Annotated in this window: 14 protein-coding genes; 10 read left to right on the top strand and 4 right to left on the bottom strand. The window is 59.8% G+C overall.

Features of this window, described 5'->3' with window-relative positions; genetic code table 11:
* Positions 1 to 32: 32 nt before the first annotated feature.
* Positions 33 to 1,712 (bottom strand): formate--tetrahydrofolate ligase, encoded by a 1,680-nt coding sequence (locus tag FHX16_RS16420; protein WP_183754116.1) that lies wholly within the window; start codon positions 1,710 to 1,712, stop codon positions 33 to 35.
* A 151-nt stretch (positions 1,713 to 1,863) separates the two neighbouring features.
* Between FHX16_RS16420 and FHX16_RS16415 the strand changes: the two genes are divergently transcribed.
* Both FHX16_RS16415 and FHX16_RS16410 read left to right on the top strand, forming a co-directional pair.
* Positions 1,864 to 2,370: a TIGR00645 family protein gene (locus tag FHX16_RS16415; protein WP_183754114.1), complete on the top strand. Its 507-nt coding sequence runs from the start codon at positions 1,864 to 1,866 to the stop codon at positions 2,368 to 2,370.
* A 262-nt stretch (positions 2,371 to 2,632) separates the two neighbouring features.
* Positions 2,633 to 3,358, top strand: a complete 726-nt coding sequence (locus tag FHX16_RS16410; RefSeq protein ID WP_183861245.1) for a LuxR family transcriptional regulator — start codon at positions 2,633 to 2,635, stop codon at positions 3,356 to 3,358.
* Between the two features lie 10 nt (positions 3,359 to 3,368).
* Here FHX16_RS16410 and FHX16_RS16405 read toward each other — a convergent pair whose 3' ends face one another.
* The 3 genes from FHX16_RS16405 to FHX16_RS16395 all read right to left on the bottom strand — a co-directional run bounded on the left by FHX16_RS16405 (position 3,369) and on the right by FHX16_RS16395 (position 6,340).
* Entirely contained in the window at positions 3,369 to 4,487 is a 1,119-nt protein-coding gene (locus FHX16_RS16405) for a DUF2333 family protein (RefSeq protein ID WP_183861247.1), read from the bottom strand.
* A 105-nt stretch (positions 4,488 to 4,592) separates the two neighbouring features.
* Entirely contained in the window at positions 4,593 to 5,663 is a 1,071-nt protein-coding gene (locus FHX16_RS16400) for a hypothetical protein (protein ID WP_183861249.1), read from the bottom strand.
* A gap of 74 nt (positions 5,664 to 5,737) precedes the next feature.
* Positions 5,738 to 6,340: a thymidine kinase gene (locus FHX16_RS16395; protein WP_183861251.1), complete on the bottom strand. Its 603-nt coding sequence runs from the start codon at positions 6,338 to 6,340 to the stop codon at positions 5,738 to 5,740.
* 236 nt (positions 6,341 to 6,576) lie between these two features.
* Between FHX16_RS16395 and FHX16_RS16390 the strand changes: the two genes are divergently transcribed.
* The 8 genes from FHX16_RS16390 (at position 6,577) to ade (ending at position 15,488) form a co-directional block, all read left to right on the top strand.
* Positions 6,577 to 7,530, top strand: coding sequence for a choline ABC transporter substrate-binding protein (locus FHX16_RS16390; RefSeq protein WP_183754104.1), 954 nt, complete (start codon positions 6,577 to 6,579; stop codon positions 7,528 to 7,530).
* 75 nt (positions 7,531 to 7,605) lie between these two features.
* Entirely contained in the window at positions 7,606 to 8,451 is an 846-nt protein-coding gene (gene choW / locus FHX16_RS16385; RefSeq protein ID WP_114713399.1) for a choline ABC transporter permease subunit, read from the top strand.
* Positions 8,448 to 9,500 (top strand): choline ABC transporter ATP-binding protein, encoded by a 1,053-nt coding sequence (gene choV, locus FHX16_RS16380; protein WP_183861253.1) that lies wholly within the window; start codon positions 8,448 to 8,450, stop codon positions 9,498 to 9,500. The genes choW and choV overlap by 4 nt, the downstream gene beginning before the upstream one ends.
* Before the next feature lie 32 nt (positions 9,501 to 9,532).
* Positions 9,533 to 10,285, top strand: coding sequence for a HugZ family protein (locus FHX16_RS16375; RefSeq protein ID WP_183861255.1), 753 nt, complete (start codon positions 9,533 to 9,535; stop codon positions 10,283 to 10,285).
* A 96-nt stretch (positions 10,286 to 10,381) separates the two neighbouring features.
* Complete coding sequence (locus tag FHX16_RS16370) at positions 10,382 to 10,699, top strand: helix-turn-helix transcriptional regulator (protein WP_016554762.1); 318 nt, start codon at positions 10,382 to 10,384, stop codon at positions 10,697 to 10,699.
* Positions 10,700 to 10,966: 267 nt separating this feature from the next.
* The gene (locus FHX16_RS16365; RefSeq protein ID WP_183861257.1) at positions 10,967 to 12,295 is read left to right on the top strand and encodes an aspartate aminotransferase family protein; all 1,329 of its coding nucleotides are present in this window, start codon (positions 10,967 to 10,969) and stop codon (positions 12,293 to 12,295) included.
* A 254-nt stretch (positions 12,296 to 12,549) separates the two neighbouring features.
* Entirely contained in the window at positions 12,550 to 13,653 is a 1,104-nt protein-coding gene (locus FHX16_RS16360; RefSeq protein ID WP_016554764.1) for a branched-chain amino acid ABC transporter substrate-binding protein, read from the top strand.
* Positions 13,654 to 13,790: 137 nt separating this feature from the next.
* The gene (gene ade, locus FHX16_RS16355; RefSeq protein WP_183861259.1) at positions 13,791 to 15,488 is read left to right on the top strand and encodes an adenine deaminase; all 1,698 of its coding nucleotides are present in this window, start codon (positions 13,791 to 13,793) and stop codon (positions 15,486 to 15,488) included.
* The last annotated feature ends 3 nt before the right edge of the window (positions 15,489 to 15,491 follow it).

The raw sequence follows: 15,491 nt of genomic DNA, 5'->3' as shown, positions 1-15,491 counted from the left end.
GCGGCTTGATTCAGTTTCGAAACGTCGCCGCCCTAGAACAGTCCCTCGATGTAGCCCTGATCGTTGAGATAGATCCGCTCCGCCGACGGTGACCTCGGCAGGCCGGGCATGGTCATGATCTCGCCCGTAATGGCGACGACAAAACCAGCGCCCGCCGCAAGACGCACCTCGCGAACCGGGACGATATGCCCTTCCGGCGCGCCCCGAAGGTTCGGATCGGTCGAAAACGAGTACTGCGTCTTCGCCATGCAGACCGGCAGATGCCCGTAGCCCTGTTCCTCCCAGGCTACGAGTTGATCCCTCACCGCCTTGTCCGCGGTCACCTCCCCCGCATGATAAATCTTCGAAGCCACTATCTCGATCTTCTCGAACAGCGAAACATCGTCGGGGTAGAGCGGCTCAAATCGCGACTGTCCCGATTCCGCGAGCTCGACCACTTTGTAGGCGAGCTCTTCGATGCCGGCGGAGCCCTCCGCCCAGTGCCGGCAGAGGATCGCCTCTGCTCCCAGCCGCGAGACATACTCTTTCACCGCAATGATTTCCGCGTCGGTGTCCGAGACGAAGTGATTGATGGCGACAACGACGGGAACGCCGAACTTGCGAACATTGGCGACATGGCGGCCGAGATTGGAGCAGCCCTTCTTCAGCGCGGCGACGTTCTCGGCTCCAAGATCATCCTTCTTCACACCGCCATTCATCTTGAGCGCGCGCACAGTCGCAACGATGACGGCGGCATCCGGCTTGAGGCCCGCCTTGCGGCATTTGATGTCAAAGAACTTCTCAGCCCCGAGATCCGCGCCGAAGCCCGCCTCGGTCACGACATAGTCGCCAAGCTTCAACGCCGTCTTCGTGGCGATCACCGAGTTGCAACCGTGGGCGATATTGGCGAAGGGACCGCCGTGCACGAAAGCCGGATTGTTTTCCAGCGTCTGGACGAGATTGGGCTGCATGGCGTCCTTCAGAAGAACTGCCATCGCGCCATCCGCTTTCAAATCACGCGCATAGACGGCCGTTTTGTCGCGCCGGTAGCCGACGATGATGTTGCCGAGACGCTCTTCCAGATCTTTGAGATCGCGGGCAAGGCAGAGGATCGCCATCACCTCGGAAGCGACGGTGATGTCGAAACCGTTCTGCCGGGGAAAGCCGTTGGCGACACCACCAAGCGAAGAGACCATTTCGCGTAGCGCCCGGTCGTTCATGTCCATCACGCGTCGCCATGTGACGCGCCTGAGGTCGATATCCTGCTCGTTGCCCCAATAGATATGATTGTCGATCATCGCGGCGAGCAGATTGTGGGCCGATGTGATCGCATGGAAGTCGCCGGTAAAATGCAGGTTGATGTCTTCCATCGGAATGACTTGTGCATAGCCGCCGCCGGCAGCTCCGCCCTTCACGCCGAAGCACGGCCCGAGCGAGGCCTCGCGGATACAGACGATTGCCTTCTTGCCGATCCGGTTCAATCCGTCGCCAAGACCGACTGTCGTCGTCGTCTTGCCCTCACCCGCGGGTGTTGGATTGATTGCCGTCACAAGGATCAGCCTGCCATCGGGCTTATCAGCTTGCTCCGCGATGAACTCGGCGCTGAGCTTGGCTTTATCGTGGCCATACGGCGCGAGTTGCGCCTGAGGGATTCCAAGCTTTGAACCGATTTCGAAGATCGGCTTCTTTTCAGCGGCGCGCGCAATCTCGATGTCGGACTTATATGCTGCCATCCCCGTTCCCCAGTTTTCCGCGCTCGATCGGCGCCCCATTTGTTACAACGGGATAGCGAAATATGCCGACTGTGGATAGTGCGCAGGTTGCCCAAGGCTCATCCAAGCCGCTATCTCTAGGCATCGATTCCGTACGTCACGAGGACAAGCCATGAAATCACTCGAACTCATTGTCGAGCGCATCATTCTTTCTAGCCGCTGGATACTCGTGGCCTTCTACCTCGGCCTGTCCCTGGCGCTGGCGGTTTATGCCGTCTCATTCGGCTATAAATTCCTGAAGGTCGCGGGCGGCGTATTCGTGCTCGATGAGGGTGAAATGATCCTCGCCATGCTCGGGCTGATCGACGCCGCGCTGGTCGCCAGCCTGATCGTCATGGTGATGATCTCCGGTTACGAGAACTTCGTCAGCCGCTTCGACGAAAGTGACACCGATGTCTCGTTCATCGGCAAGCTCGACGCAGGCAGCCTCAAGATCAAGGTAGCTTCGTCGATCGTAGCCATTTCATCGATCCACCTGCTGCAGGTCTTCCTCAACGCTGAACAATATACCGACGGTAAGATTATGTGGCTGACGGCGATGCATCTCGCCTTCGTCGTCTCGGCGGTACTGCTCGGCTTTCTCGAGCAACTGACTAAAAAGAGCAAAACGACAGACTAGGTTTAATTGTAATATGATTCGGGGCCGCGTCCCTGAGCGCCTCCAATTTTATGTCACGCGGCGGACCTCTGCGCTTTCGCGTTCGCAGGTTCGTCGCCCTGAGTTGCGGTCCAAGCAAGCTCAAACACAACCGCAGATCGATATTCTGTGGTTAAATTAATACATCGAAATTAATCACTGCGCGCCAGGCCGTTTCGTACTAGCAAATATATCAGTTTGCATATTTTATCGCGGCAACTTGAAGGTAAGCAGGGACGCATTGATGTCTTACGTGACTACCTCGGAACGGCAGATGTCCCTCGTCGCGGAGATTTCAGCTGCCTGTACCAGGGCCGAATACGCAGAAGTTCTAGTCAAAGTGGCACGTGCCTTCGGTTTTCGGCACATAACGCTGATGCATGCGCCCACGCCCGAGAGCGTCCTTCTCAGAACTCTACTCATCGAAACGTCCATACCATCTCAATACTTCAACCAGTTCGACCGCGCTCGAATTATGCGCTTTCCCATGCTTTCTGGAGGAATCGGCGATTCCGCGCTGCCGCGCTCGTGGAGCCTTTTCGACAATTCTTCGGCCGCTATTTTCCCGAATGAGTTGAGCGAACTGTTGCGCAATTTCGGCATCCCGACGGGCGTCGCGGTTCCTGCCTATGCAGGCGACGGCGAGCGTGTCCTGTTCTGGCTCGGCGGCGACCGCCCGCTACTTGCCCAAACGGAACTCAACGAATTGACGATGGTGACGCTCCATCTGCTCGACGCCTATAACCGCACGAAGCAGTCGAAGCTTGCCGAACACACGCCTTTGTCTGCCCGCGAACGCGAGGTCGTCCGCTGGACGGCACAGGGAAAGACATCCATCGAGATCGGACAAATCCTTTCGCTGTCCGACCACACCGTCAACGCCTACATGACGAGCGCCATCAAAAAGCTCGACTGCGTGAACCGGGCGCAGCTTGTCGCCAAGGCGATCCGCATGAAACTGATCAATTAAACACGCTGCTTCATCGATCGAGCACGGAACGCGTCTCGACGAGGTTCGAGCGCACGCGGAGAATGTAGAAGCCCATCGTCGCCAGATGGCTCGGCATGATCCAGCCGTCTTCCCGGCCGTTGGAAATGATTGCCGGCTGGATCTGCAACGCCGCTTGGAACTGCCGCATCGTTGCGCCGAAGATGGCGCTCAGGTTGCGTTCCGCGACCACCTGCGAAAAATCGGACTGCGCCGCCGCAAGGATCGCGTAGTAGGCATAGAGCTGCCCATAAGCAAACCAGAACCGATCGTCCGCGCGGGTATCGAACCAACCGCGATGGTGGTTCTGAGAGCGGTCCGCAAGCACATCGGACGTGCTGCCGAGATCGTTGGCGATGCGATCAATGAACTGAATGAGGTTGTCTGCACGGCCATCGAAGACCGCGTTGCAGGCGGCCAAATCGGTGTTGAACTTGCGCAAGCTTTCAATCGCCGAACGGTAGTAGCTCGGCGTCGGCGTCTTCGGCCCGAACGGATTCAGTCCGAAATACCAGCTGTATTCATCGAACTGCAGCTTACCGCGGGCGTCTTGCAGATCATTGTTGATACCCGAGGTACCACGCACCCGACCGAGCGAGTCGACGAGCTCTGCTGAAGTGCGGCGCACCGCCTGGTTCACGCCGCGCTGGAACGACGCCTTGTTGTCGAGAAAAGGCGTGTGGTCCCAATCGACACCGAAGAAGCCAAGACGGTAAAGGAGCATGGAGGAGATCCATGCATTCTGATTGACGTTGAAGTCCGTTAGATCGGCCGCGACATCGACAATGGCCGAGCGCTGGCAGGTCTTCGCCGCGCCGTCCGTTGCTGGCAATTCCTGTCCAGCGGCAACCTTGCGTTCGGAAAGCCGGTACTCATTCACGAAGGACGGATCGAAGCCGGACCAGACCTGCGTCTGCCAGATGAAGTAGCAATAGAGAACGGCAAGCAGCCCGATCAGGCCCAGGATCGGCAACCGGATCATCCATGTCCGTTGAACGTACCAGCCGCGGGCGGCGATAAATGGCCAGAAAGCCCAGGCGAACAGGAGTCGCGCCCAGCGTCCGATGGTACGGCCGATCAGCCTGAAAAAACCGGCGATCCGGTCGAGCATCGTTTTCTCCTTGCCGTGGTGGACCAACATTGTCTGCGCACTGACATATGCGCTCGCTCCGGCAAGGACAATATCGTGCTGATATTATTGTTTCTTCGGCGCGAGCTAGAACGGAAAGCGCAAGCGCAGCCGCTTGGAGATTTTCGTCGTATCGATGACCGGGTCTCCGGAGCTGTCTTCCTGATCCGGCCGGAACGCCTCGAACTTGCTCGCAAAGGCAGCATCCGCGGTCCGCTTGCGATGTTCCAGCTCCTGCGGCACCAGCATATTGCGCTCGAACAGTTCGATCGGCCCGGCAATGGCGGGAAAAAGTTCGGCTGAAATCTGGACCTTCGATCCCGGAATATCGGTGTCGACCTGTGCCTGATAAATCAACAGCCTTTCTTCGGTGTCGATGACGACCTTGCGCGTCAGCGCATTGCACCGACCAACCTGGGTATTGAGTGCATCGACGAAAACCTGGAACAGATTGATGAAGCGCTCGCGGCGCTGGCTATCCTCCCGCATGCCGCGCTCTTCGTCAGCAACGCGCTCGGCGTCCGCCTTCAGCGCGCGGCGCTCCTCTTCCATGCGCTCCCATTCGGCTTTGCTGCCGTAGAGGCCAATCCTGCCCTGCGTGGTGAGCGCCTTGGCATTCAATTCCCGGATACGAAGGCGCGCGATATCAATCTTGTCCACCAGCCGACGGCGCTGTTCGACGATGCCGATCAGGCCATGCTCTCCCAGCTTGTGAAAGTCGATCGCGATTGTGCGGTAGCTCGCGATAACATCAGCGGTGGCATCGGACTTGACCAGCAGGTTACGCAGCCGCTCCACGACAGGGGCAGCGCGCACCCGCGCGCTATGACGACGCCACATCCGCTGGCGCGAAAAGCGTCCGATGAATTTCTCGCCGGCGGTAAGGCCACGGAAGCTGTCGAGGTCCGCCGAAACCTTGATCGTCAGCGTGTCGAGAACGGATACGAGCTCCGCAAGCAGATTGGTCAGGCTCGTGCCGTTTGCCACAAATGCCTGGAAGCGGCCGTTCTCGACAAGGAAGCGCTCGTCGTCGACTGCCGCCCCTTGGCGGGCGAACTCGTTAATGAAATCGACGCAGACTCTAGCCTCAAGACGCAACTGTTCCACGAGCGCTCGCGCGGCTTCCAGCTGAGTGTCAAAGGAGAAAGGCTTGCGCACCGGGACGCCTCCATGAATCGGTTTCCGCGAAACTAGCGCATAAGCCGCCAATCCGGAATCGATTTGAGGAGTGCCTACACCGCCTCCGCTCGCCACTCCCCGTTCATGGCGTCATCCCAATGGCGCCGGCAGAGCGACACGTATTTTTCGTTGCCACCGACGTCGATCTGCGCACCTTCGTGCAGGACCCTTCCGTCCGCATCGAGGCGCACCACCATCGTCGCCTTGCGCCCGCAATGGCAGATCGTCCTGACCTCACGCATCTCGTCGGCAATCGCGAGCAGTTCTTCCGATGCCGGAAACAGCTTTCCCTGGAAATCGGTCCGCAGGCCGTAGACCATCACTGGGATGTTCATCCGGTCGACGATGCGCGCAAGCTGCCAGACATGCTCGCGCGTCATGAAGTGAGCCTCGTCGACGAAGACGCAAGCGATTGGCTCCCCTTCCTTGCCGAGCTCGCCGATCAAAGCCTGCAGGTCCGCGTCCGGTTCGAAGGCAATCGCGCTCGCCTGCAGCCCGATCCGGGAGCCGATAATTCCCTTTCCGGCGCGCTCGTCGAAGGCCGCGATCAGCAGAACGACGCGCATGCCGCGCTCCTCGTAATTGTAGGAGGCCTGCAGCAGCATCGTCGACTTGCCGGCGTTCATGGTCGAGTAGTTGAAATAGAGTTTTGCCATCGTTTTCTCCGTCTTTCGCTTCTTGGAAGCTCGAAACCGCGAAGAAAAGTCCCCCATTTTGATAATCACAAGAAATTCACGCCGGAAAATCGCCAAAACCCTTGAAATCCCGGCACTCCGCGAAAAAATGCCCTACGTCGCAATCGGGTACTCCAATGCGGCGCAAACGCACTCAGGTCGCTTGTAAAACTCGGCTATTGGTGATTGGCTTGGGAACGTAAGACTGGGAGTCTAAAATGAAAACGACAAGCGCATTCAAACTGACTACCGCCACCGCAGTTGCCGCTCTCTCTGTTGCAACAGCAGCATTTGCCGCGGACCCCGATAGCTGCTCCGCCGTCCGTCTTTCAGACGTCGGCTGGACGGATATCACCGCTACCACCGCCACCACAGCGGTCATTCTGAAGAACCTAGGCTACGAGCCCGACATTAAGGTTCTGTCGGTTCCGGTTACTTATCAGTCGCTCAAGAACAAGGACATCGACGTGTTCCTTGGCAACTGGATGCCGGCCCAGAAGAAGGACGTCCAACCCTACCTCGATGAGAAGACCGTCGATTCCCTCGGCGTCAATCTCGAAGGCGCCAAGTACACGCTCGCTACCAACGCCAAGGGCGCTGAACTCGGCATCAAGGATTTTAGCGATATCGGCAAGCACAAGGACGAGCTTGACGGCAAGATCTACGGGATCGAGCCCGGCAACGACGGCAACCGCCTCGTCATGACGCTGATCGAGAAGAACGAGATGGGAATGGGCGGGCTTGAACTCGTCGAGTCCTCCGAACAGGGCATGCTCGCGCAGGTCGCCCGTGCCGACAAGGACGGCAAGCCGGTCGTGTTCCTGGGTTGGGCGCCCCACCCCATGAACGAAAACTTCAAGATGACCTACCTTACCGGCGGTGACAGCACCTTCGGCCCGAACTTCGGCGGTGCGACGGTCTACACCAATACCCGTGCCGGCTACACCACCGAATGCCCGAACGTCGGCAAGCTCATCTCGAACCTGAAGTTCAATCTGGAAATGGAAAACCAGATCATGGGCAAGATCCTCAACGACGGTGAGGATCCGCAGGTTGCCGCGACCGAATGGCTGAAGGCAAATCCGAACGCAGTTGATCCGTGGCTGGCAGGCGTCACGACGAAGGATGGCAAGGACGCCCTTGCCGCCGTGAAGTCCGGCCTCGGCCTCTGAAACTGATGACGGGGCGGCCCTCGCCGCCCCTTCTTGTTTCACCTCGATCTTTGCTCTTTCGGATAGGCGCGCTCCTTGAATTGGATCACCGACTATAAAATTCCTATTGGCCCCTTCGCCAAAACGACCGTCGATTGGTTGACGTCGAGCGGCGAGTGGTTCTTTAACCAGCTTGCTTTCGTTTTATCGCACGTTATCAATGCGTTGCTCTTTATCTTGCAGGCTCCGCATCCCCTGATCGTGCTGGCCGCGATCGTCGGCATTGCATACTGGCTACGCCGCTCCATCGGCGTCGCGGTCTTCACCCTGCTCGGCTTGCTGCTGATCATGAACCAGGGCTATTGGAAGGAAACGACGGAAACACTGGCACTCGTCCTGGCGTCGACGTTCGTCAGCATGGCCGTCGGCATTCCGCTCGGTATCGCCGGTGCGCGGCGCGCATGGGTGTTTTCGATCATGCGGCCGGTCCTCGACCTCATGCAAACCATCCCGACCTTCGTCTATCTGATCCCTGCGCTCATCCTTTTCGGCCTTGGGATGGTTCCGGGCCTGATCGCAACCGTGATTTTTGCGATCCCCGCTCCGATCCGCCTGACCCGCCTCGGCATCATATCGACGCCGCCCTCTTTGGTTGAAGCCGCAGAGTCATTTGGCGCGACACCGATGCAGGTACTGCGTAAAGTCGAGCTTCCCTTTGCCATGCCGCAGATCATGGCCGGCCTCACGCAGACAATTATGCTCTCCCTCTCGATGGTGGTCATCGCCGCTCTGGTTGGCGCCGACGGTCTCGGAAAGCCTGTCGTGCGCGCGCTCAATACGGTCAACGTCGCCATGGGCTTCCAGGCGGGCCTCTGTATCGTCATCCTCGCAATTATTCTCGACCGCATGTTCCGCGCGACGGGTGAAGGAGAAAGCGCATGACCGCGGTCCGTTTCGACAACGTCAGCATCGTCTTCGGCGACAAGCCGGAGAGTGCCCTCGCCCTCGCGGACCAGGGCAAGAACCGTGACGAGATCAGCGCCGCAACCGGACTCGTGCTCGGCGTGGCAGACGCCTCCCTGAGCGTCCAGGAAGGCGAAATTCTCGTCCTGATGGGCCTTTCCGGTTCAGGCAAGTCGACCCTGTTACGCGCCGTGAACGGGTTGGCGCCCGTCGTGCGCGGCGAGGTGTCGGTCGCAACGCCGAATGGCCCCTGCAGCCCTTACAAAACGACGGCCAAAGGTCTGCGTGACCTGCGCATGCACACCGTTTCCATGGTCTTCCAGCAGTTCGCGCTGCTGCCATGGCGAACGGTCGCGGAAAACGTCGGCTTTGGCCTTGAACTCGCGGGTATGCCGGACGCCGAACGCAAGAAGCGCGTCGGCGAGCAACTCGAACTCGTCAACCTGACCAAATGGGCTGACCGCAAGGTCAATGAGCTGTCTGGCGGCATGCAACAGCGCGTCGGCCTTGCCCGCGCCTTTGCCACCGGTGCGCCTATCCTGCTGATGGATGAGCCGTTCTCGGCGCTCGATCCGCTGATCCGCACACGCCTGCAGGACGAGCTCCTCGAGTTCCAGCGACGCCTGAAGAAGACCATCCTGTTCGTGAGCCACGATCTCGACGAAGCGTTCCGTATCGGCAACCGCATCGCCATCATGGAAGGCGGGCGCATCATCCAGTGCGGCACCCCGCAGGAGATCGTGAAGAACCCCGCGGACCAGTACGTCGCCGATTTCGTCCAGCACATGAACCCGATCAGCATGCTGACGGCCGAGGACGTGATGCAACGCGGTCTCGGCCACGCGGCCGCCGGTGCAAGCGTCAGCGGCACGGCGCGTGCGGAAACGCCGCTCATCGACATCCTTGATGCGCTGTCGCGCCAGCCCGGCAGTATTGGCGTCGTGGAAAACGGCGCGATCATTGGGACCATCTCGGCGCAGGATATCGTCGAAGGCCTCACGCAGCATCGGCGCAAAGAACAGGCTTGATCCCTGCGTCCGCTTCCGCCAAGAAAGTGGACATGAAAGATCAAGCTTCCGTTCTCAGGGAAACGGACGGAGAAGCCCGCAAGCTCGCTCGCACGCTTCTCCGCTCCGCCCGTTATGCCGCAATTGCCGTTCTCGATCCCGGGACCGGCTTTCCCTTTGCCAGCCGGGTTCTCCTCGGCACGGACATTGACGGCGTACCCGTCATTCTCGTCTCAGGCCTGTCGACGCATACTCGTGCGCTCGACGCCGACCGCCGCGCGTCGCTTCTGACGGGCGAGCCCGGCAAGGGCGATCCGCTCGCCTATACCCGCCTGACGACCCAATGCCTAGCCGAACCGGTCGAGCGCGACAGCGAGATCCACGCGCGCATCCGCAGCCGCTTCCTCAATCGCCATGCCAAGGCCAAGCTCTACATCGATTTTCCGGATTTCCGTTTTTTCCGGCTCATGCCGCAGTCGGCCAGCCTCAATGGCGGCTTTGGTCGCGCCTATGTCTTGGAAGGCGAGGACCTGACGATTCGATCCCCCGGCAATGAAGCCGTGGCAGCTCAGTCAGACACGATAGTGCAAAAATTGCTAGCTGAGCGCCCAGATCTGGCAGCGACAGCCGCAGCGGGCCTCAAGGCTGGCAACGGCGATTGGCGCATTTGTGGAGTGGATTGCGCCGGTTTCGATCTCATTTCGGGTGATTTGCTTCTGCGCTGCGAGTTCGAGACCGTCGCACAGGGGGTCGATGATATTTATTCACATATATCTAACATGAAATACGCAATACCTGAAATTTAGCTATATACAATCTTGAAGCGGTATTGATAGTTTTCGCCGTCCGGCATTGAGCGGGAACACGCGTTCTTGAAATTAGTTTCACACCAGGAAGAAAATATGGACACAATCGATTTAACCGCCAATGCAAACGTTGCAGCTGCCCTTTTGTCGGCAATGGCAAACCCCAAGAGACTTCTGATCCTCTGCAACCTGGTCAAGGGCGAGATCCCCGTCGGCGCGTTGGCGCAGGAAGTCGGTTTGAGCCAGTCCGCGCTGTCGCAGCACCTATCCAAGCTGCGCGCCCAGAAGCTGGTCAAGACGCGACGCGACGCACAGACGATCTACTATTCAAGCAATTCCGAGCCGGTCCTCAAGATCCTCGAAGCCCTCACCGACATCTATGCTGTTCAAAGCCGCGCAAAGTCTGCGGCGTAAGGACGCGCTGACATAACGTCAGCCTATAAGCCCCACTGCCGAGGGATGCATCCGGAATAGTGCGGCACCTTATTTCAGTACGTCTTCATACTCTTAGACCGGCAGCAATGCCGGTCTATTTTTTTGCACTGCGCCAGCCGGCGCGAGCGCCCGCTGGCAACGGCAGCCGCTTGACGCCCGGACAAGCGCTGATAATTTGACCGGGCAGTAAAAAAACCGCCTCAGCCAATAACGGGAACGGCCTCCGAAACGGCCATGGAGAACAGCATGTCCAACCGCCTCAATACCACGCCAAACGACCTCCGGGCCTTTTGGATGCCCTTCACCGCGAACCGACAGTTCAAGAAGGAGCCGCGTCTCTTTGTCGGCGCGAAGGACATGTACTACCAGACCCACGACGGCCGCCAGGTGCTCGACGGCACTGCCGGCCTCTGGTGCGTCAATGCCGGCCACTGCCGGCCGAAGATCACCGAGGCGATCCGCGAACAGGCTGGCGAACTCGATTACGCGCCAGCCTTCCAGCTCGGTCATCCGAAGGCCTTCGAGCTGGCAAACCGCCTCGTCGACATTGCACCCGAAGGGATGGATCACGTTCTCTACACCAATTCGGGATCTGAATCGGTCGAAACGGCTCTTAAGGTCGCCCTCGCCTACCATCGGGTGAAGGGTAACGGTTCGCGGTTCCGTCTCATCGGCCGCGAGCGCGGCTATCACGGCGTCAACTTCGGCGGCATCTCCGTCGGCGGCATCGTTTCCAACCGCAAGATGTTCGGTGCCCTGCTGACCGGTGTCGATCACCTGCCACACACACATCAGCCAGGCAAGAACGCCTTTACCCGCGGCCAGCCGGAGCATGGCGGCGATCTGGCGACGGAACTCGAGCGCATCGTCACACTGCACGACGCTTCGACGATCGCAGCCGTCATCGTCGAACCGATCGCCGGCTCGACCGGCGTCCTGATCCCGCCTAAGGGCTACCTGCAGAAGCTCCGCGAAATCTGCACCAAGCACGGCATCCTGTTGATCTTCGACGAAGTCATCACCGGTTTCGGCCGCCTCGGTGCCCCGTTCGCCGCCCAATACTACGACGTCAAGCCTGACATGATCACCACCGCAAAGGGCCTGACCAACGGCGTCATCCCGATGGGCGCGGTTTTCGTGACGTCGGAGATCCATGACGCGTTCATGAGTGGTCCAGAACACATGATCGAGTTCTTCCACGGCTACACTTATTCCGGCAACCCGATCGCCTGCGCGGCAGCTCTCGGCACGCTCGACACCTACAAGGAAGAAGGGCTGCTGACCCGCGCCGCGGAGCTTGCGGACTACTGGGCCGACGGACTGCACTCCTTGAAGGATTGCCCGAATGTCATCGACATCCGGAACACCGGCCTGATCGGCGCCATCGAACTTGATCCGATCGCCGGCGAGCCCACCAAGCGCGCCTTCACCGCCTTCCTGAAGGCCTATGAGAAGGGCCTGTTGATCCGCACCACCGGCGACATCATCGCGCTCTCGCCGCCACTGATCATCGAAAAGCACCACATCGACGAACTCTTCGGAAAACTCCGCGAAATTCTTCAAAACAACATCTGATCGATGCGCTTTGGGGCCCGTTTTTGCCAGATCAGGCAAAAACGGGCCCCATTTCTTTATCTTCTTGCGAAATCCGCGGTAAATTCCTAAGAAACTTGCTGTGCACTCGCCGAAGCCAAACATGGCAGGCGGATGCTTCGGCCGTGCGGCTGCTCATCGTCTCTTGGCGCATCCCGCAAGGGCTGTTGTACGATCTGGGCACACTGCTGCGGTACTTAATCGCGGGTTTGAAAACCCACCCAAGGAGAAAGAAAATGAGTCTGAAGACTTTGTCGGCGGCCCTTGTCGCCTCGCTTGCCTTTGCGCCGCTCGCCCATGCAGATATCACCATTGGCCTCATCGCGCCGCTGACCGGTCCGGTTGCCGCCTATGGCGACCAGGTGAAGAATGGCGCACAGGCTGCTGTTGACGAGATCAACAAGAAGGGCGGCATCCTCGGCGAAAAAGTCATCCTCAAATACGCCGACGATGCCGGCGAACCGAAGCAGGGCGTTTCCGCCGCAAACCAGCTCGTCGGCGACGGCATCCGCTTCGTCGTTGGCCCGGTCACCTCGGGCGTCGCCATCCCGGCTTCTGACGTTCTCGCCGAAAACGGCGTGCTGATGGTGACCCCGACGGCAACGGCTCCCGATCTCACCAAGCGTGGTCTCGCCAACGTTCTGCGCACCTGCGGTCGCGACGACCAGCAGGCTGAGGTCGCCGCCAACTACGTTCTGAAGAATTTCAAGGACAAGCGCGTCGCGATCATCAACGACAAGGGCGCTTACGGCAAGGGTCTGGCCGACTCGTTCAAGGCAACCCTGAACGCCGGTGGTATCAAGGAAGTGCTCGACGACTCCCTGAGCCCCGGCGACAAGGACTTCAGCGCGCTCACGACCCGTCTGAAGGCCGAGAACGTCGATGTTGTCTATTTCGGCGGCTATCACCCGGAAGGCGGCCTGCTGGCCCGTCAGCTGCATGACCTCTCCGTCAAGGCCGTCATCATCGGCGGCGACGGCCTATCGAACAGCGAGTTCTGGAACATCGGCACCGACGCAGCCGGTGGCACGATCTTCACCAATGCCATGGACGCAACGAAGAGCCCGGACTCGCAGGCAGCTGCGGACGCACTTAAGGCCAAGGGCATCCCGGCCGAGGCCTTCACGCTCAACGCCTACGCCGCAGTCGAAGTCCTGAAGGCGGGTATCGAGAAGGCCGGTAGCGCTGAAGATTCGGAAGCAGTCGCCAAGGCGCTGAAGGGCGGCGAAGCGATCCCGACGGCAATCGGCAAGCTGACCTACGGCGAAACCGGCGACCTGACCTCGCAAAGCTTCGCGCTCTACAAGTGGGAAGCCGGCAAGATCGTTCCGGCCGAATAAGCCTTCGATCTCCCGATTTCGATCGCCGGGCGTCCCTCTGGGGCACCCGGTTTTCGTTTGTGGACCGGCCGACAAAGCCGATCTCGCTTTGTCGGACACATGGGCTATAACTGGTGAAACGCCAGCACGAGGATGCCATGACTGCCAAGCTTGAACGCCTCATCGACCAGGGAACGGGCCGCCTGCCCGCCGACATCGTTCTGAAAGGCGGCCGTTTCTTCGACCTTGTGACCGGCGAACTGGTGGCATCCGATGTCGCGATCGCACAGGATCTTATCGTCGGCACGTGCGGCAGCTACGACGGCGAAACCGAGATCGATATCTCGGGCAAGATCGTGGTGCCGGGCTTCATCGATACGCATCTCCACATCGAGTCGTCGCTGGTGACGCCACACGAATTCGACCGCTGCGTCCTGCCCTATGGCGTAACGACAGTCATCTGCGACCCGCACGAGATCGCAAATGTTCTCGGCACCGAAGGCATTCAGTATTTCCTCGATTCGTCCCTCGAAACGATCATGGACATCCGTGTCCAGCTCTCCTCCTGCGTGCCTGCGACGCATCTGGAGACATCGGGCGCCGACCTTCCGATCGAGCGCCTCCTTCCCTTCCGCCATCATCCGAAGGTAATCGGCCTTGCCGAGTTCATGAATTTCCCCGGCGTGATCCACAAGGATCCGATCTGCATGGCGAAGCTCGACGCCTTCCAGGGCGAGCACATTGACGGCCACGCCCCTCTGCTCTCGGGCAACGACCTCAACGGCTATCTCGCCGCCGGCATCCGCACCGAGCACGAATGCACGAGTGCTGCCGAAGCGCTGGAAAAGATCCGCAAGGGCATGCACATCCTCGTGCGCGAGGGCTCTGTTTCGAAAGATCTCGCAGCCCTGATGCCCATCATCACCGAGCGCCTGTCGCCCTACATCGCCCTTTGCACCGATGATCGCAACCCGCTCGACATCGCCGAGCAAGGGCATCTCGACTACATGATCCGTACCGCGATCAAGAGCGGGGTGGAGCCGCTTGCCGTCTACCGCGCCGCCTCGATCTCGGCTGCCCGGGCCTTCGGCTTGAGGGACCGCGGTCTCGTCGCCCCAGGCTGGCGCGCGGACCTCGTGGTCATCGACAGCCTCGAAAACTGCCGCGCGGATCTGGTCTTTGCTGCCGGCCGCCAGGTGACCACGGAACTTTTCGCCACACGCAAGCCGGTGGAGCCGGTCGGCCTCGACAGCGTCAAGGCCCGGCCCGTGAACGCCGCCCACTTCGGCGTTCCTGTGGCCGATGGCGAAACGCCTGTCATCGGTGTCACTCCCGGCAAGATCATTACCGAACACCGCCGCTACCGGCTACCGGTGAAAGGCAACCAGACCGCCGTCGATCTCGGCAACGACATCATCAAGGTCGCTGTGATCGAAAGGCACGGCAAGAACGGCAACCATGCCAATGGCTTCGTCCAGGGCTTCGGCCTGAAGAAGGGTGCGATTGCCTCCACCGTCGGCCATGACAGCCACAACATCTGCGTCGTTGGCGTCAGCGAGGACGACATGGCGCTCGCCGCCAATCGCCTCGGCGAAATCAACGGCGGCTTCGTGGTTGTGGAGGATGGCAAGGTCACCGGCGAGATCGCCCTGCCCATTGCCGGCCTGATGAGCCTCGAGCCCTACGAGACGGTGCGCGACACGCTCCACCATCTACGCAAGGCCGCCTACGCGCTCGGCACGACGCTTGAGGAACCCTTCCTGCAGGTGGCCTTCCTGCCGCTCCCGGTCATTCCGCACCTGAAGATCTCGGATCGGGGAATGGTCGATGTCGACAAGTTTGCGCTGATCGGCTGACGT

It is taken from the genome of Rhizobium sp. BK661 (genome assembly GCF_024808825.1).
GTDB lineage: Bacteria > Pseudomonadota > Alphaproteobacteria > Rhizobiales > Rhizobiaceae > Rhizobium.
Note: the sequence above shows the minus strand (reverse complement) of the source record. Positions and strands in the feature narration are given on the sequence as shown.